We start from the raw sequence: 17710 nt of genomic DNA, 5'->3' as shown, positions 1-17710 counted from the left end.
CCGTGACGCGGCGGCGGTGCGGCGGTACGTCGTGGGTCACGGTACGCGCCATCCCCCTCGGGCGCGGCCCCTCACTCCCGGATCACTCCCGGAAATGGCGCTCCAGGCCCTGCCACACGTCGTCGTAGCCGTGCTGGAGGTGTCCGGCGTCGCGCGCCTGGGCGGTCAGCGTCACCGGCCAGCGGGTCTCGAACATGAACGCCAGCCCGTCGTCAACCTTCTGCGGGACCAGCTCGGCGGCGCTGGCCCGGTCGAAGGTCTCGCGGTCCGGGCCGTGGGCGGACATCATGTTGTGCAGCGAGCCGCCGCCGGGGACGAAACCGCCGGGGCCGGCGGTCTTGGCGTCGTAGGCGCCCTCGATCAGGCCCATGTACTCGCTCATCACGTTGCGGTGGAAGTACGGCGGCCGGAAGGTGTCCTCGCCGACCAGCCAGCGCGGGGCGAAGACCACGAAGTCCACGCCCGCCAGGCCCGGGGTGTCCGAGGGCGAGGTGAGGACGGTGAAGATCGACGGGTCGGGGTGGTCGTAGCTGATGCTGCCGATCACGTTGAAGCGGCGCAGGTCGTAGACGTAGGGCACCAGATTGCCGTGCCAGGCGACGACGTCCAGGGGGGAGTGGTCGTAGGTGGCCGTCCACAGGCCGCCGCAGAACTTGCTGACCACCTCCACCGGGCCCTCCACGTCCTCGTACGCGGCGGTGGGGGCGAGGAAGTCCCGGGCGGCCGCCAGGCCGTTGGCGCCGATGGGGCCGAGGTCGGGGAGGACGAAGGGGCGGCCCATGTTCTCGCAGACGTAGCCGCGCACCACCGTATCCAGCGGCTCGACGCGGAAGCGGACCCCGCGGGGGATCAGCGCGATGTGGCCCGGTTCGGCGCGCAGCAGGCCGAACTCGGTGCGCAGCAGCAGGCCGCCGCGCTCGGGCACGATCAGCAGCTCACCGTCGGCGGAGCTGAACACCCGGCGTTCCATGGGGGCGTTGGCGGCGTACAGGTGGATGGCGACGCCCTCGCGCCGGGTGGCGTCGCCGTTGCCGCCCAGGGTCCACAGCCCGTCCAGGAAGTCGGTACCGGGGGCGGGGTCGGGCAGCGGGTCCCAGCGCAGCCGGTTGGGGTCGGGCTCGGTCTCGGTGAAGGGCGCGCCGCGCAGGGAGCCGCCGTCGGCGCGGACGAAACGGGGATGGGCGGCCGAGGGGCGGATGCGGTACAGCCACGAGCGGCGGTTGTGGGCGCGCGGCTCGGTGAAGGCGGTGCCGCTGAGCTGCTCCGCGTAGAGCCCCAGGGGTGCGCGCTGGGGGGAGTTGCGGCCGATGGGGAGCGCTCCCGGAACGGCTTCGGAGGCATGTTCGTTGCCGAAACCGGAGGAGTACGCCAGCCCCTCCGCGGTCTTGCGTGCCTGCTCGAAACCGCTTGTGGTGCCACTCATCGCAACGCTCCCGGTGCTCAGGGTTTCCTGTTGCCAACCATAGGAATGCAGGGGTCCGCCCGTCAACGGCGCGTCTTGGACGGGCGCGCCGCCGTTTCGGCTCCCACCCCTGGGCGGCCGGGGGGTGATCGGGCTAGGGTTCGCTTACCGGCCGGTCGGTATGTAGCCGCCGGACCGCACCGCCCAACCGGACACCGCTCACCAGGGGGACCGATGCCGGAGAGTGCCACCACACAGCCCAGCGCGCAGCCCGGCGCCCGGCCCGGCCCCGCCGCGGGCCCCGGCGCCCGCACCGCCCTGCGGATCTGCCCGCTGTGCGAGGCCACCTGCGGACTGGTCGTCACGGTCGCCCCCGGCGACGGCGGACGGGAGCGGATCACCGCGGCCCGGGGCGACCGCGACGACGTCTTCAGCCGCGGCTTCGTCTGCCCCAAGGGTGCTCTCCTCGGCGAGCTGGACGCCGACCCCCACCGCCTGACCCGTCCCCTGGTCCGCCGTGACGGCGAGCTGCGGGAGGCGAGCTGGCAGGAGGCGTTCGCGGCGGTCGCCGAGGGGCTGGGTGGTGTCCTGGCCGGCGGTGACCCCCGGGCCGTCGCCCTCTTCCTGGGCAACCCCAACGTCCACACCGTCGCCGGGGCCCTCTACCCGCCCCTGCTGGTCAAGACGCTGTCCACCCCCAACGTCTTCACCGCCTCCACCCTCGACCAGATGCCCAAGCACGCCTCCGGCGGACTGCTCTACGGCGACCCCCTGGCCATCCCCGTCCCCGACCTGGACCGCGCCGACCATCTGCTGATCGTCGGCGCCAACCCGCTGGAATCCAACGGCAGTCTGTGCACCGCCCCCGACTTCCCCGGCCGGCTGAAGGCCCTGCGCAGGCGCGGCGGCACCCTCACCGTCGTCGACCCGCGCCGCACCCGCACCGCGCGCCTGGCCGACCGGCACGTGGCCGTGCGGCCAGGCGGGGACGCCCTGCTGCTGATGGCGATGGTCCAGGTCCTCTTCGCCGAGGAACTGGCCGACACCGGAGCGGCCGGGGAGCACCTGGGCGGCGTGGAGGACGTGGCCCGGCTCGCCGCCGACTTCACCCCCGAGGCCGTCTCCGGCGCCTGCGGTGTCGAGCCGGAGGTCATCCGCGCCCTCGCCCGCGAACTGGCCGCCGCCGAGCGCGCCGCGGTCTACGGCCGCATCGGCAGCACCACCGTGGAGTTCGGCACCACGGCGAGCTGGCTGGTGGACGTCCTGAACGCGCTGACCGGCAACCTCGACCGGCCCGGCGGCGCGATGTTCCCGCTGTCGGCCACCGCCCGCGCCCCCCGCCCGCCCGCCCCGGGCCGGGGCTTCGCCACCGGCCGCAGGCACAGCCGGGTCAGCGGACACCCGGAGGTCAAGGGGGAGTTCCCGGCCGCCGCGCTGGCCGAGGAGATCGACACCCCGGGCGAGGGACGGGTGCGGGCGCTGGTCTGTGTCGCGGGCAATCCCGTGCTCTCCGCGCCCGACGGCGCCAGGCTGGAGCGAGCCCTGGCCGGGCTGGACTTCATGGTCAGCGTCGATCCGTACCTCAACGAGACCTCCCGCCACGCCCATGTGGTGCTGCCGCCGCCCCCGCCCTCCCGTTCCCCGCACTTCGACTTCAGCTTCAACGCCCTGGCCGTCCGCAATCAGGTGCGCTACACCCGCCCCGTGATCCCGCTGGGCGAGGGGGAGATGAGCGAGAGCGAGATCCTGGCCCGCCTGGTGCTGTGCGCCTCCGGCGCGCCCGGCGCCGACCCGGACTCCGTCGACGCGACGGTCGTCGAGCGCTCCCTTGCCGCGGCCGTCGCCGACCCCCTCTCCCCCGTCCACGGCCGGGACACCGCGGAGTTGACCAGCCTGCTGAACGGTGAGAGCGGCTCCGAGCGGCGGCTGGACATGATGCTGCGGCTGGGCCCCTACGGCGACGGCTTCGGCGCCGACCCCGGCGGACTGACCCTGGCGAAGCTGCTGGAGCACCCCCACGGCATCGACCTGGGCCCGCTGCGTCCCCGGCTGCCGGAGGTGCTGCGCACCCCCTCCGGCAAGGTCGAGCTGTGCCCGGAGCCGATCGCCGCCGACATCCCCCGTCTGCGCGGCTTCCTGGCGGACCGTCAGGGAGAGTCCGAGACCCTGGTGCTGGTCGGCCGCCGCCATCTGCGCTCCAACAACAGCTGGATGCACAACGTCCCCGGCCTGAAGGGCGGCAGCAACCGCTGCACCCTCCACGTCCATCCCGCCGACGCCGCCCGGCTCGGCCTGGCCGACGGCTCCCTCGCCGAGATCACCGGCGACGGGGGCACGGTCCGGGCGCCGGTGGAGGTGACCGACGAGGTGGCCCCGGGGGTCGTCAGCCTGCCGCACGGCTGGGGCCACGACCGGCCCGGCACCCGGACGCCGGTGGCCTCCGCCGAGCCCGGAGCCAACGTCAACCAGCTCCTGGACGGGCGGCTGCTGGACCCGCTGTCGGGGACCGCGGTACTCAACGGCTTCCCGGTCCGGGTGGTCCCCGCCGCGACGCCCGCCGACGCCGCTTCGGACTCCGCGGCGGCCTCCCCGGCCGCCGCCGGGTCCTCCGTGTGATCCACGGCATGCGCCGTCCTGCTGACACCCCAAACTAGCGCCGCTAGTTTGGGGTCATGCAGGCACACAACGGCATGTACATCGACGGACAGTGGCGCCCCGCCGCGGGCACGGAGACGATCGGGGTCGTCGACCCGGCCACCGAGGAGATCATCGGCACCGTCCCGGCGGGCACCGCCGAGGACGTCGACGCGGCCGTGGCGGCGGCCCGCGCGGCCCTGCCCGGCTGGGCCGCCACACCGCCCGCCGAGCGGGCGGCCCGGCTCGGCGCGCTGCGCGACGCCCTGGCCGCCCGCCGCGAGGAGATCGCGGCCACCGTCACCGCGGAGCTGGGCGCCCCGCTGTCCTTCTCGCGGGCCGTCCACGCCGATCTGCCCATCACGGTCGCCGGCACGTACGCGAAGCTCGCCGCCGAGCACCCCTTCGAGGAGAGGCTGGGCAACTCCCGCGTACTGCACGAGCCGGTCGGCGTCGTCGGCGCCATCACCCCCTGGAACTACCCGCTGCACCAGGTCGTCGCCAAGGTCGCCCCGGCCCTGGCGGCCGGCTGCACGGTGGTCCTCAAGCCCGCCGAGGACACCCCGCTGGTCGCGCGGCTGTTCGCCGAGGCCGTGGCCGAGGCGGGGATGCCGGCCGGGGTGTTCAACCTCGTCACCGGACGCGGCCCGGTCGCCGGGCAGGCGCTGGCCGAGCACGACGGCGTGGACATGATCTCCTTCACCGGCTCCACCGCCGTCGGCAGCCGTATCGGCGCGATCGCCGGCGGCGCGGTCAAGCGGGTCGCGCTGGAGCTGGGCGGCAAGTCCGCCAACGTCATCCTGCCCGGCGCCGACCTGGTGAAGGCGGTGAAGATCGGAGTGGGCAACGTGATGGCCAACGCCGGCCAGACGTGCAGCGCCTGGACCCGCATGCTGGTCCACACCGACCACTACGAGCAGGCCGTGGAGACCGCCGCCGCCGCGGCGGCCAAGTACGTCCCCGGCGACCCGACCGACCCCGCCACGCGCCTGGGGCCGGTGGTCAACGCCGGGCAGCGCGAACGCGTCACCGGCTACATCCGCACCGGCGTCGAGGAGGGCGCCACCCTCGTCGCGGGCGGCGCGGACGCCCCCGAGGGCGTGGACCGCGGCTTCTACGTGCGCCCCACCGTCTTCGCCGGCGTCACCCCCGAGATGACCATCGCCCGGGAGGAGATCTTCGGCCCGGTCCTGAGCATCCTGCGCTACGAGGACGCCGACGACGCCGCCCGGATCGCCAACGACTGCGACTACGGGCTGTCGGGCGCGGTGTGGGCCGCCGACGACGAGACGGCCGCCGCCTTCGCCCGCCGCCTGCACACCGGCCAGGTGGACATCAACGGCGGCCGGTTCAACCCGCTGGCGCCCTTCGGCGGTTACAAGCGGTCCGGCGTGGGCAGGGAGCTGGGCCCGCACGGCCTGACCGAGTACCTCCAGACCAAGTCCCTGCAGTTCTGAACGACGCGCCCGGCCGTCCGTCCAGCGGTCCGGCCGCCCGCCCGATCCGCCTGCCCGACCCCACCGCAAGCAGCCCGTCCGCCAAGGACGTGAGAGGAGACGCCACGTGGTCCGCGCCGTGGTCCTGCCCGCCGTCAAAGCCCCGCTGGAGATGGGGGAGATCGACCTGCCGGAGCCCGGCCCCGGCCGGGTGAGGGTCCGTCTCACCGCCGCCGGGGTCTGCCACTCCGACCTGTCGCTGTCCAACGGCACCCTGCGCCAGCCCGTGCCCGCCGTCCTCGGTCACGAGGGCGCGGGCACCGTGACCGCCGTGGGCGAGGGCGTCACGACCGTGGCCCCCGGCGACGAGGTCGTCCTCAACTGGGCGCCCGCCTGCGGGAGCTGCCACTTCTGCGCGAAGCTGGGCGAGCCCTGGCTGTGCACCGAGGCCAACGCGGCCAGCGGCGTCCCCTACGCCCGCTCCGCCGACGGCCGTGACCTGTATCCGGGGCTGGGCACGGCCGCGTTCGCGCAAGAGACGGTCGTCGCCGAGCGCGGCGTGCTGCCGCTGCCCGCCGGCGTGCCGCTGGCCGACGCGGCCCTGCTGGGCTGCGCGGTCCTGACCGGCTACGGCGCGGTCAACCACAGCGTCCGCCTGCGCGAGGGCGAGTCGCTGGCCGTCTTCGGCGCCGGCGGGGTCGGCCTGGCGGTGATCCAGGCGGCCCGGATCGCGGGCGCGGAGCGGATCGTCGCGGTGGACGTCTCCCCGGGCAAGGAGGAGCTGGCCCGCCGCGCCGGGGCCACCGACTTCCTGATCGCCTCCGACACCACGGCCAAGGAGATCCGGAAGATCACCGGCGGGCTGGGCGCGGACGCCGCCGTCGAGTGCGTCGGCCGCGCGGAGACGATCCGGGCGGCCTGGTCCTCCACCCGGCGCGGCGGACGGACCTCGGTGGTGGGCATCGGCGGCAAGGACAGCCAGGTCTCCTTCTCCCCGCTGGAGATCTTCCACTTCGCCCGCACCCTGTCCGGCTGCGTCTACGGCAACTGCGACCCCGCGCGCGACCTGCCCGTCCTCGCCGGGCACGTCCGCTCCGGACGGCTGGACCTGGGTGCGCTGGTCACCGACCGGATCGGTCTGGAGGAGGTGCCGGCGGCCTTCGAGGCCATGCTCGCCGGGCGCGGCGGCCGGGCGCTGGTGGTCTTCTAGGGCGTGCATGGCGCCGCCCCGCGGACGGGGCCTTCACAACACGCCCTGACCCGCCGGCCCATCGCCGTCCTCCGCCTTCCCGGACCGTTCCCGGTCCGGGAAGCGGAGCGCCAGCCCGTCGACGAGGGCGCGCAGGCCCGTCTCGAAGGCGCCCTCGTCGACGCGCTGCTGGTGCTCGGCCAGCAGATGGGCCTGGTCCAGGTGCGGGTAGTCGCGCTCGTACAGCGCCGCGTCGTCGACGAAGCCGCGGGCGAAGGAGCCCAGGGCGGAGCCGGCCACGAAGTACCGCATCAGCGCGCCGATGCGGGTGGCGTGGGCGCGCGGCCATCCGGCGTCCAGCATCGCGCCGTAGACGGCGTCGGCCATCCGCAGCTGGCTGGGGCGCCGGCCGGGTCCCTGCGCCAGGTACGGGACGATGTTGGGGTGCGCGCTGAGTGCGGCCCGGTAGGAGCGGGCCCAGGCCACCAGCGCCTCGCGCCAGTCGGTGCCGTCCTCGAACATCGACAGGTCGACATCGGCGCACACCGCGTCGGCCACCGCGTCCAGGATCTCGTCCTTGGTGCGGAAGTGGTTGTACAGCGACGGGCCGCTGACGCCCAGCTCGGCGGCGAGCCTGCGGGTGGACACCGCGGGCAGGCCCTCGCCGTCCACCAGCGCGAGCGCCGCCGCCACGATCCGCTCGCGGCTCAGCAGGGGGGTACGTGGGCGTGCCACGGATCACATCCTCGGGTCTCGTCCGGTATCTGTGAAGCTGCAACTAGCGCTGCTAGTTTATTGGGCATGGATCTGGAGCTGTCTCAGGAGCAGGCTGCCGTACGGCAGCTCGCCAAGGAGTTCGTCGACCGGGAGATCGTCCCGCACGCCGCCGAGTGGGACCGCGCCGAGAGCATCGACCGGTCCGTGGTGAAGTCCCTGGGCGACCTGGGCTTCCTGGGCCTGACCATCGACGAGGAGTACGGCGGGTCCGGCGGCGACCACCTGGCGTACTGCCTGGTCACCGAGGAACTGGGGCGCGGGGACTCCGCCGTGCGCGGGGTGCTGTCGGTCTCCCTCGGTCTGGTCGCCAAGTCGATCGCGGCCTGGGGGAGCGAGGAGCACAAGCGGCGGTGGCTGCCGGCCCTGTGCGCCGGCGAGGCGATCGGCTGCTTCGGCCTGACCGAGCCGGGCACCGGCTCCGACGCCGCCAATCTCACCACCCGCGCCCGCCGCGACGGCGGCCCCGGCGGCGACTGGGTCATCGACGGCACCAAGATGTTCATCACCAACGGCACCTGGGCCGACGTGGTGCTGCTCTTCGCCCGTACCGGCACCGAGCCCGGCCACAGGGGGATCACCGCCTTCCTCGTCCCCACCGACACCCCCGGCCTGACCCGCCGGGAGATCCACGGCAAGCTCGGCCTGCGCGGCCAGGCCACCGCCGAGCTGGTGCTCGACGGCGTCCGCGTCCCCGACGACTGCCGCATCGCCGAGGAGGGCAAGGGATTCTCCGTCGCCATGTCCGCCCTCGCCAAGGGGCGCATGTCGGTGGCGGCCGGCTGCGTCGGCATCGCCCAGGCGGCGCTGGACGCGGCCGTCTCCTACGCCGCCGAGCGCGAGCAGTTCGGCGGGCCCATCGCCCGCCACCAGCTCGTCCAGGAACTGATCAGCGACATCTCGGTGGACGTCGACGCCGCCCGGCTGCTGACCTGGCGCGTGGCCGACCACATAGACCGGGGTCTGCCCTTCGCCACCGAGTCCTCCGTCGCCAAGCTCTACGCCTCCGAGGCCGCCGTGCGCGCCGCCAACAACGCCCTCCAGGTCTTCGGCGGCTACGGCTACATCGACGAGTACCCCGTCGGCAAGCTGCTGCGCGACGCCCGCGTGATGACCCTGTACGAGGGCACCAGCCAGATCCACAAGCTGCTCATCGGCCGCTCGCTGACCGGGGTCTCCGCCTTCTGACGGCACTCCGGCCGCGCTTTGGCCGTGCTCCGGCGGGGCCCCGGCGGCGTCGAGGCGGCGTTCCGGCGGCCCCCGGCCACCTCCGCTCCCTAAGCGGCTGCTCAGCAGGCGTTGTATGGTGTTCGCCCGGCGGGACGAACGGGCGAGGTGCTGATGGCTGCGGAGACGGGAGCGGAGTCCGTGGAGAGCGCGGACGCCGGGAACGCCGGAAACACCGGGAACACGGCGAGGAACGCCGCCGACGGCGCCGGAGAGCCCGACGACTCCTGGGGCGAGGTGGCCCCCGACGCCGCCCGCCGGCTGCTGCTGGCGGCCGTCGAGGCCTTCGCCGAGCGCGGCTTCCACGCCACCACCACCCGGGACATCGCCTCCCGCGCCGGGATGAGCCCCGCCGCCCTCTACATCCACTACCGCACCAAGGAAGAGCTGCTCTACCAGATCAGCCGGGTCGGCCACGAGCGCTCGGTGCGCATCCTCACCGAGGCCGGCAACAGCGCGGTGGCCCCCGCCGACCGGCTCGCCGCCGCGGTGCGCGCCTTCGTGCGCTGGCACGCCGAGCGCCACACCACGGCCCGGGTGGTGCAGTACGAGCTGAACGCGCTGGCCGAGGAGCACTACGCCGAGATCGTCGCCCTGCGGCGGCGCAGCGAGGAGATCCTGCGCGGCATCCTTCAGGACGGGGTGGCCGCCGGGGACTTCACCGTCCCCGACGTCCGGGGCACGGCGCTTGCCGTGCTCTCGCTCTGCATCGACGTCGCCCGCTGGTTCCGCTCCGGCGGCACGCGCACCCCCGAGGAGCTCGGCGAGCTCTACGCCGGACTGGTGCTGAGGATGGTCGGCGTCCCGGCCGCCCCCGCCGGCGATGCCGCGGACGGGGACGGCCGGGGCGCGTGAGCCCGGCGGACGGCGGCGAGCGTCACAGGTAGTAGCGCACGACGCTCTCCGCGACGCACACCGGCTTCTCCCCGCCCTCACGCTCGACCGTCACCACCGAGGCGAACTGGACGCAGCCCTCGCCCACCTCGGAGACCTCCGTGATCCGCGCGGTCGCGCGCACCCGCGAGCCGACCGGCAGCGGGGAGGGGAAGCGGACCTTGTTCACGCCGTAGTTGATGCCCATGCGCACGCCCTCGACGCGGATGAGCTGCGGCACCAGCACCGGCAGCAGCGAGAGCGTCAGATAGCCGTGCGCGATGGTGGTGCCGAAGGGGCCGGCGGCGGCCTTCTCGGGATCGACGTGGATCCACTGGTGGTCGCCGGTCGCGTCCGCGAACAGGTCGATCCGCTTCTGGTCGACCTCCAGCCAGTCGCTGGTGCCCAACTCCTCGCCGACCGCAGCCTTCAGCTCGTCGACCGATGTGAAAACCCGGGGCTCCGCCATCGAAGCTCGCCTCCCCAACCATGCGTGGTGTCGGTGTGTCCGTGGTGTCGGTACACGCTACTAAGCGCTTGCTCAGCATGGTCGGGGGCGTCAGGCATGTCAACGGCCGTACCGCCTTCCGCGCACAGCCCGCCAAGCGCCGCCCGCCGAGTGCCCGCGACGCGTCACGGCGGGCCCCGGAAGATCCGGGACCCGCCGTGACGCGTCATGCTCCACCGGGCCGCCAGGGCCGCCCGCACCGGACGCGGGTGTCAGCCGCTGACCGCCATCCTTCCCGTGCCGCCGTGGGCCACCGCCCCCGGCCGGCGGGCCCGCAGGGCCCGCTCGGCGCTGTGCATCGCCCGCGCCGCACGCCGAGCCTCACGCGCCTCCGCGTCACGGACCAGCCGTCGCAGCACCTCCGCCAGCGGGGCGGGCGGTGCGGCGCCGGGATCCTCCACGGGCAGCAGCCCGCGGCCGCCCCAGCACCGGCGGTGCCAGGCGTCGCCCGGCGGCTGCCGGACGCCGAGGTGCTTCTGCTCCCTGCGCCGCCGCGCGAAGTCGCGCTCGTACGCCAGCCACACCTCCCGGGCCTCCTCCAACTCCTCCAGCGCGGCCACCAGCCGCTCCGGATCGGGGCTGCGGTCGTCGGGGGAGATGCCCGCACGGGCGCACAGGTGGTGCCAGGTGGCGCGGTGCCCGTAAGGGGCGAAGCGCTCCAGACACTTGCGCAGCGCCTGCCTGCGCTGGGACGGGTCTCTCTCGGGATCACGGACCTGTTCCGCCAGGGCATTGAAACCGGCCAACGCGTACCACCTCCGACGTAATCGACCACAGCCGTCATCGCTGGGACGTACCGGACCCTCCAATGGATCCGTGTGCCCCCGAATCTTCCGATGCCACATACCGACTGGTTAGTCTGTGCAGGAAATCGGTGGATCACCGGGAGCGGGCCGGAAACGGACACCGTCGGCGACCGGAACGGGACGAAGGGTGGGCACATGGAGGACCTGCGGGACTCTGGCGTCGTGGTGACCGGGGCGGGCGGCGGTATCGGCGCCGCCCTCGCCCGCGCCTTCGCCGCACGCGGAGCCAGGGTCGTCGTCAACGACCTCGACGCCGGCAAGGCCGAGACCGTCGCGCGCGAGATCGGCGCCACGGCGGTGCCCGGCGACGCCTCGGAGATCGTCCCCGCCGCCCGCGAGGCCCTCGGCGGCCGTATCGACGTCTTCTGCGCCAACGCCGGCATCGCCCCCGCCGGTGGCCCCGAGGCCACCGACGCCGTCTGGGACGCCGCCTGGGACGTCAACGTCATGGCCCACGTCCGGGCGGCGCGCGAACTGCTGCCCGAGTGGCTCGAGCGCGGCCGCGGCCGCTTCGTCGCCACCGTCTCGGCCGCCGGCATGCTCACCATGGTCGGCTCCGCGCCCTACAGCGTCTCCAAACACGCCGCCCTCGCCTTCGCCGAGTGGCTGTCGCTCACCTACCGCCACCGCGGGATCGACGTCCACGCCGTGTGTCCGCAAGGCGTGCGCACCGACATGCTCGCCTCCGCCTCCACCGCCGGCGACCTGGTGCTGAGGCCCACCGCCATCGAGCCGGAGGACGTCGCCCGCGCCACCCTGGAGGCCGTCGACGCCGGTCGCTTCCTGGTCCTGCCGCACCCGGAGGCCCGCCGCTACGCCGTCGCGCGCGCATCCGACACCGACAAGTGGCTGGACGGCATGAATCATGTGCAGCGGAAGCTGGAGACAATCCAGCGGGACCAGCAGGTCCGGTAAAGCACAGGAAGCAGGAGGAACCGCCATGACGAGCCCGGCGAACCAGCGGCAGGACGACGCCCCCACCCAGCCTGTCCCGCAGCGGCTGCTGGCCGCCGCCACCCGGCTGTTCGCCGACCGCGGCTACGACCGCACCTCCGTCCAGGAGATCGTCGAGGCGGCGGGCGTCACCAAGGGCGCCCTCTACCACTACTTCGGCTCCAAGGACGACCTGCTGCACGAGATCTACGGCCGGGTGCTGCGCCTGCAGCAGGAGCGGCTGGACGCCTTCGCCTCCTCCGACGCCCCCGTGGAGCAGCGGCTGCGCGACGCCGCGGCCGACGTCGTCGTCACCACCATCGACAACCTCGACGACGCCTCGATCTTCTTCCGCTCCATGCACCAGCTCAGCGAGGACAAGCAGAAGCAGGTACGGGCCGAACGCCGCCGCTACCACGAGCGGTTCCGCGCCCTGATCGAGGAGGGACAGAAGGCGGGGGTGTTCTCCACCGCCACCCCGGCCGACCTGGTGGTGGACTACCACTTCGGCTCCGTCCACCACCTCAGCACCTGGTACCGGCCCGGCGGGCGCATGACCCCGCAGGAGGTCGCCGACCACCTGGCGGACCTGCTGCTGCGGGCCCTGCGGCCGTAAATCCCCTGCAAGCCCGGCGTCTTACGGACCGACCACCCGGAGAACCCGGCACGACCCACGACCCGTGACACCGGATCCACGACCCACACGACCCACTACCCAGGCGGAGGCCTCAGGTGAAGGCATGGCGCGTCCACAGCAACGGCGAACCGCGCGAGGTGATGCGGCTGGATGAGATCCCGGACCCCGAGCCGGGCCCCGGCCGCCTCCTGCTGCGCGTACGGGCGGCGAACGTCAACTTCCCCGACGCGCTGCTGTGCCGCGGTCACTACCAGGTACGGCCCCCGCTGCCCTTCACCCCCGGCGTGGAGCTGTGCGGCGAGGTCGTGGCGGCAGGCGAGGGCACGTCCACCGCCACCGGCACCCGCGTCATCGCCCAGCCCGACCTGCCCCACGGCGCCTTCGCCGAACTGGTGGCGGTCGAGGAGTCCCACTGCGCCCCCGCGCCCGCGGCGCTGGACGACGCCGAGGCCGCCGCCCTCCACATCGGCTACCAGACCGGCTGGTTCGGCCTCCACCGCCGCGCCCGCCTCCAGGCCGGCGAGACCCTGCTGGTCCACGCCGCCGCCGGGGGAGTGGGCAGCGCCGCCGTCCAGCTCGGCCAGGCGGCGGGCGCGAAGGTGATCGGCGTCGTCGGCGGCCCCGAGAAGGCCGCGGTCGCCCGGGAGCTGGGCTGCGAGACGGTGATCGACCGGCGCGCGGTCGACGGCGTCAAGGGCCTGGCCCAGGCGGTCAAGGAGGCCACCGGCGGCCACGGCGCCGACGTGGTCTACGACCCCGTGGGCGGCGACGCGTACACCGCCTCCACCAAGTGCGTCGCCTTCGAGGGCCGGATCGTGGTCGTCGGCTTCGCCAGCGGCACCATCCCCAGCCCCGGCCTCAACCACGCCCTGGTGAAGAACTACGCCATCCTCGGCCTGCACTGGGGCCTGTACAACACCCACGACCCGGCCGCCGTCCGCGCCTGCCACGAGGAGCTGACCAGGCTCGCCGAACAGGGCGCGATCAAGCCGCTGGTGAGCGAGCGCGTACCGATGGAGGGCGCGGCCGACGCCGTCCAGCGCGTCGCCGACGGCACCACCACCGGCCGCGTCGTCATCCAGCCCTGAGCCCCTCCGGCCCGCCCGCCTGCACCGTGTGGCTCTGTCCGCGCGGGAACGGGGTCTGGCGCGACTTCCGTGAAGCGTGCACGCTGAGTGACGGCCGCCGCTCCAAACAGGCTTCGGGAAGTTGCCTGAAAACGACCGGAGCCCGTCTTGGTGTGGTCGACAGTGCGGCGTCGTGGAAGCGATGTCGCCCCGTCTGGAGGGCCTGCTGTTCCCGTCCATCGCGGACGTGTCGGTGCTGTCGCTGGATGTGAGCCACGAGGCGATACGCGTCAACGTCAGCAGTACGTCGGCCGGGGCGGCATGCCCGGACTGTGGAAGCGAGTCGTCCCGGGTGCACAGCTCTTACCTGCGGTTTCCCGCGGACGTGCCGAGCGGGGGACGTCTGGTGGTCCTCCGACTGCGAGTTCGGCGGTTCTTCTGTCCGCAGTCTTCGTGTGCTCGGCGGACGTTCGCTGAGCAGTTGCCGGGGCTGACCCGGCGGTACAGCAGGTGGACGGAGCGGTTGCGGTCGACTCTCGCCGCGGTGGGGCTCGCCCTCGCCGGCCGGGCCGGCGCCCGGATGGCGAGGGCCTTCGGGTTGTCCATCAGCCGCAGCGCACTCTTGCGGCTGCTCGATGTCTTGCCCGAACCCGCAGTCCCGGCCCTGCGGGTGGTTGGTGTTGATGAGTACGCCACACGCAAGGGACGGGTCTACGGCACGGTGCTCGTCGATGTCGAGACCCGTCGGCCGGTGGATCTGCTGCCTGACCGGGAGGCGTCCAGTCTGGCTGCATGGCTGGCGAAGCGACCCGGGATCGAGATCGTCTGCCGGGACCGCGCGCCGTTCTTCGCGGAAGGCGACGCAGGTCGCCGACCGCTGGCATCTGTGGCACAACCTCGGCCAGGCCGCTGAGCGGGCTGTCGCCCGCCACCGCCAGTGCCTTCGCGCCCTCGTCCCCGATCGCGAGGGGAAGGCCGATGAACCTGCGCCGCCCGAGGAGAAGGCGGGCTCGCCATGGCGGAGCGAGCGGTTCGCCAACCGGGTCCGAGCCAGGCACGCCACGGTCCACGCGCTGCTGGACGCCGGCCAGCCGCCGTTCCATTGGGCGCCAGCTGAACATGACCCACCGGACCGTCAAGAGCCTCGCCGACGCCGCCAGACCGGAAGACCTCTTTCGCGGCCAGTGGCAGCACAACAGGACCTCCGTCCTCGACGAATACAAGCCCTACCTGGACGAACGCTGGGGCGAGGGCTGGACCAACGCCTGGAAGCTCTGGGAAGAGATCGTTCCCTTGGGCTACCGAGGCAGCTACGGCCGGGTCAGCGCCTACCTGCGAGAGAAGCGCACCTCGCCACGGCCGGTCACCGCGCAACCGCCGGCACCCCGCGTGGTGACGAGATGGATCCTCAGCCGGCCCGAGATGCTGACCGAGATCGAACAGATCCGGCTCAAGGCCGTCCTGGCCAACTGCCCTGAACTCGATGCTCTGACCGGTCACGTCCGCTCCTTCGCCCAGATGCTCACCGAGCGGCAGGGCGAACGACTCCCGCAGTGGCTCGACGCCGTCCGCCAGGACGACCTGCCCAGCCTCCACACTCTCGCGGCCGGCATCGACCGAGACCGCGACGCGGTCATCGCGGGCCTTACCCTGCCCTGGAACTCCGGCGTCGTCGAAGGACACGTCAACCGGATCAAAATGCTCAAGCGCCAGATGTTCGGCCGCGCCGGCTTCGCCCTCCTCCGCAAGAGCGTCCTGCTGGCGGAGTGAGAGCTTCCCTGGCCTGCCAACGGCAGAGATCATGGTCGGTATGAATAGCCGGTCCGAGCAGGACACAACTGACGACAGCGACGTTCCTCGGCCGAAGTGGACCGAGGAGATAGACCTTCAGACCGTTGACGCTGCTGGCCTGGTGCGTCACGTCACCATCTGCCTCAGTGATCCCTCCACCGCTCTCATCGCGCTCCTCGATGCTCACTCACGCACAGAGTTCAGCGGGACCGACTATCTCGACTGCCTTTCCCAGGCCCGGCAACAGCTCGAACGTGACGGTCGCCTCCTGTGCTGCCAGGGAGCCCGCCCCAACGTCCACCCTTCCGGACAACTGCGACAGTTCACCAACGGCCGGCAGGCATACGTCCGCCACTCGGAACGGCAGAGCGAGGGCTCTGAGATAGTCGACATCTTCGCCCCGGCACCCCCCGAAGACGTCGTGAATCTCGACGACCAGCGAGCAGCAATAATCAGCTCCTGGAACGCCCGGCACCCGGGAAACCAGATCTGACCCCCTCACAGCCGCAGTCACTCTGCGTGGGCATCACGCAACTCGTGCCAGAGCCCGGGAACGGGGCAGCGGATGTGCACCGGTCTGGGAGGCAGCAGCCGCCCGAGAGGGAATCGAAATGTTCACCAGCCCGGTTGATCGCGTACCGCGGACCCACCGCCCATGCGGCGCGTCCGGTGTCACCGGGGATGTGCGCGCCCCCGGCCGTCCGGACAAACGGATGGCCGGGGGCGAGCGTGATGCGGCAGGATGCTCCGCATGGCATTGACCACCCCCGAGCTGCGCACCGCCCGCCTGCGACTGCGGCCGTTCACCGATGCCGACGCGGCGCCGCTCTACGCGCTGCACAGCAGCGCCCACGTGCTGCGCTATTGGGACTCCCCGCCGTGGACCGAACCGGCCCGCGCCCAGCGCTTCATCGCGACCTGCCGGAGGATCGAGGAGGAAGGCACGGGAGCGCGGGTGGCCGTCGACCGCGTCTGCGACGGTGCGTTCATCGGCTGGTGCGGTCTGACAAACTGGAACCCGGACTTCCGCAGCGCGTCCCTGGGCTATGCCTTCGACGCCGCCGCGTGGGGCCACGGCTACGCCACGGAGACCGCGCACGCCGTCCTGCGGTGGGCGTTCGACACCCTGGACCTGAACCGCGTCCAGGCCGAGACCGACACCCGCAATGTGGCGTCCGCCCGGGTCCTGGAGAAGCTCGGTTTCGTCCGCGAAGGCACTCTCCGCGAGGACTGCGTCGTCAACGGCGATGTCTCCGACTCCTGGGTCTTCGGCATCCTCCGCCGCGAGTGGCACCCCACGGCCACGCCGACGGCCGGCCACTAGGACCGAGACCTGCCCCCGCCTTTCGGCCCGCACCCCTGCCGAAGTCACCGTGGGCCGCTCCGGCAAGCTCAGTGTCTTCGCTTGCCCCACCGGTCCCGGCCGTCCGCGCCGCTGGAGCACCCAGTAGCTCGCAGGGCCGCCTGATGGCCGAGTTCTTCGCCCGGGCAGGTTCCGCACGCATCCGGCCGGGGGCGCCGACTGCAACGAACGGGCGATCCGGTTCTATCCGAGCCGCGGCTTCGGGGTCGCAGGTGAGCGTTACCTCTGGCGAGGAAGGATGCCCACCCTGCCCATGATCCGCGAGGCCCCGGCAGTCGTCGCCATTTCCCGTGAACACCCCGAGCCGGGCCGAACAACATCCGCGGTCGACATGCGTCCGGCGTCGGTCGCGTCGTGCCGGACCGACTGCGGTTCGGGGTCGCTCAGCAGCCGGACGAGGCCGGAGGTGTCGAGAAGTGGATCACCGGTTGCGCTTCTCCGCCTCGTGCAGGCGCTCGGCGTCTTCAACAGCGCCCCACTTGCGCGCACGCTCGAAGTGGCGGCTGATGCGCGACTCGTGCTCCTGCCGCTCCGGGTGCGGGTCCGTCGCCAGCCGCGCGTGCAGCTCGACGTCGTAGCGGACGCCGTCGTAGGCGAGCTTCCGCCGTTGCAGGCCCTCGGGTGCGAACCCCGCCGCGCGGGCCACGCGGCAGGAGGCCGGGTTGTCGGTGCGGTGCCCCAACTCCAGGCGGAACAGGCCCAGGTCGGTGAAGCACCAGTCGGCCAGCGCCCGGCAGCCGTGGGACGCCACACCCCTGCCACGGGCGGCGGCGGCGGTGGTCCAGTAGGAGATCCAACCGGTGCCGTGCCGCGTGTTGACGCCGCCCACCGCGACACCGCCCAGAGCCGTGTCGCCGCCGTCGGCGACGGCGAAGCCGTAGGCCACTCCACGGCGCCACTGGTCCCGCCGCCGCCGGACCCACTGCTCGGCCTCCGCCGCCGTGGTGACGGGCGCGTCGGCCTGCCGCCCCATCACCGGCTCCGCGAACGCCTCCAGCACGGCGGAGACATCGGACAGCGCCCACGGACGCAGGCACAACCCGGCCGGTAACCGCAGTCGATCACGCATT

The 17710-nt window shown here is 73.0% G+C and carries 16 protein-coding genes and 1 pseudogene; 12 read left to right on the top strand and 5 right to left on the bottom strand.

Annotated features, from left to right (window positions below; translation table 11 throughout):
• Positions 1-82: 82 nt before the first annotated feature.
• Positions 83-1423, bottom strand: coding sequence for a homogentisate 1,2-dioxygenase (gene hmgA / locus ACW69E_RS21560; protein ID WP_457499920.1), 1341 nt, complete (start codon positions 1421-1423; stop codon positions 83-85).
• Positions 1424-1636: 213 nt separating this feature from the next.
• Between hmgA and ACW69E_RS21555 the strand changes: the two genes are divergently transcribed.
• The 3 genes from ACW69E_RS21555 to ACW69E_RS21545 all read left to right on the top strand — a co-directional run bounded on the left by ACW69E_RS21555 (position 1637) and on the right by ACW69E_RS21545 (position 6682).
• Complete coding sequence (locus tag ACW69E_RS21555; protein ID WP_457499919.1) at positions 1637-4018, top strand: molybdopterin oxidoreductase family protein; 2382 nt, start codon at positions 1637-1639, stop codon at positions 4016-4018.
• Positions 4019-4074: 56 nt separating this feature from the next.
• The gene (locus ACW69E_RS21550) at positions 4075-5493 is read left to right on the top strand and encodes an aldehyde dehydrogenase family protein (RefSeq protein ID WP_457499918.1); all 1419 of its coding nucleotides are present in this window, start codon (positions 4075-4077) and stop codon (positions 5491-5493) included.
• Between the two features lie 106 nt (positions 5494-5599).
• Complete coding sequence (locus tag ACW69E_RS21545; protein WP_457499917.1) at positions 5600-6682, top strand: Zn-dependent alcohol dehydrogenase; 1083 nt, start codon at positions 5600-5602, stop codon at positions 6680-6682.
• 33 nt (positions 6683-6715) lie between these two features.
• Here ACW69E_RS21545 and ACW69E_RS21540 read toward each other — a convergent pair whose 3' ends face one another.
• A complete protein-coding gene (locus tag ACW69E_RS21540) occupies positions 6716-7396 on the bottom strand; it encodes a TetR/AcrR family transcriptional regulator (protein WP_457499916.1) in 681 nt (226 codons plus the stop codon).
• Between the two features lie 66 nt (positions 7397-7462).
• On the opposite strand from ACW69E_RS21540, the gene ACW69E_RS21535 reads away from it, so the two are divergent.
• The gene (locus ACW69E_RS21535) at positions 7463-8623 is read left to right on the top strand and encodes an acyl-CoA dehydrogenase family protein (RefSeq protein WP_457499915.1); all 1161 of its coding nucleotides are present in this window, start codon (positions 7463-7465) and stop codon (positions 8621-8623) included.
• 150 nt (positions 8624-8773) lie between these two features.
• Positions 8774-9517, top strand: a complete 744-nt coding sequence (locus tag ACW69E_RS21530) for a TetR/AcrR family transcriptional regulator (protein WP_457499978.1) — start codon at positions 8774-8776, stop codon at positions 9515-9517.
• A gap of 22 nt (positions 9518-9539) precedes the next feature.
• On the opposite strand, the gene ACW69E_RS21525 is transcribed toward ACW69E_RS21530, so the two are convergent.
• Complete coding sequence (locus tag ACW69E_RS21525; RefSeq protein WP_101255505.1) at positions 9540-10004, bottom strand: MaoC family dehydratase; 465 nt, start codon at positions 10002-10004, stop codon at positions 9540-9542.
• Positions 10005-10255: 251 nt separating this feature from the next.
• Positions 10256-10789 (bottom strand): hypothetical protein, encoded by a 534-nt coding sequence (locus ACW69E_RS21520; protein WP_457499914.1) that lies wholly within the window; start codon positions 10787-10789, stop codon positions 10256-10258.
• Between the two features lie 195 nt (positions 10790-10984).
• On the opposite strand from ACW69E_RS21520, the gene ACW69E_RS21515 reads away from it, so the two are divergent.
• From ACW69E_RS21515 to ACW69E_RS21485, 7 genes and pseudogenes are all read left to right on the top strand, one after another.
• Positions 10985-11764, top strand: a complete 780-nt coding sequence (locus tag ACW69E_RS21515) for an SDR family oxidoreductase (protein WP_457499913.1) — start codon at positions 10985-10987, stop codon at positions 11762-11764.
• A 25-nt stretch (positions 11765-11789) separates the two neighbouring features.
• Positions 11790-12398: a TetR/AcrR family transcriptional regulator gene (locus tag ACW69E_RS21510; protein WP_093662912.1), complete on the top strand. Its 609-nt coding sequence runs from the start codon at positions 11790-11792 to the stop codon at positions 12396-12398.
• Positions 12399-12514: 116 nt separating this feature from the next.
• Positions 12515-13507 carry an NADPH:quinone oxidoreductase family protein gene (locus ACW69E_RS21505; protein WP_457499912.1) on the top strand — a complete coding sequence of 331 codons (993 nt, stop codon included), beginning with the start codon at positions 12515-12517 and terminating at the stop codon, positions 13505-13507.
• A gap of 181 nt (positions 13508-13688) precedes the next feature.
• Positions 13689-14399, top strand: coding sequence for an ISL3 family transposase (locus tag ACW69E_RS21500; protein ID WP_457499977.1), 711 nt, complete (start codon positions 13689-13691; stop codon positions 14397-14399).
• A 470-nt stretch (positions 14400-14869) separates the two neighbouring features.
• Positions 14870-15256, top strand: a pseudogene (locus tag ACW69E_RS21495) (ISL3 family transposase); the annotation flags it as partial.
• A gap of 40 nt (positions 15257-15296) precedes the next feature.
• The gene (locus ACW69E_RS21490; RefSeq protein ID WP_139238174.1) at positions 15297-15770 is read left to right on the top strand and encodes a hypothetical protein; all 474 of its coding nucleotides are present in this window, start codon (positions 15297-15299) and stop codon (positions 15768-15770) included.
• Between the two features lie 258 nt (positions 15771-16028).
• Positions 16029-16601 carry a GNAT family N-acetyltransferase gene (locus ACW69E_RS21485; RefSeq protein WP_457499911.1) on the top strand — a complete coding sequence of 191 codons (573 nt, stop codon included), beginning with the start codon at positions 16029-16031 and terminating at the stop codon, positions 16599-16601.
• 460 nt (positions 16602-17061) lie between these two features.
• Here ACW69E_RS21485 and ACW69E_RS21480 read toward each other — a convergent pair whose 3' ends face one another.
• A complete protein-coding gene (locus tag ACW69E_RS21480; protein WP_457499910.1) occupies positions 17062-17709 on the bottom strand; it encodes a GNAT family N-acetyltransferase in 648 nt (215 codons plus the stop codon).
• Between the last annotated feature and the right edge of the window lies 1 nt (position 17710).

It is taken from the genome of Streptomyces sp. SS8 (assembly GCF_054072955.1).
Note: the sequence above shows the minus strand (reverse complement) of the source record. Positions and strands in the feature narration are given on the sequence as shown.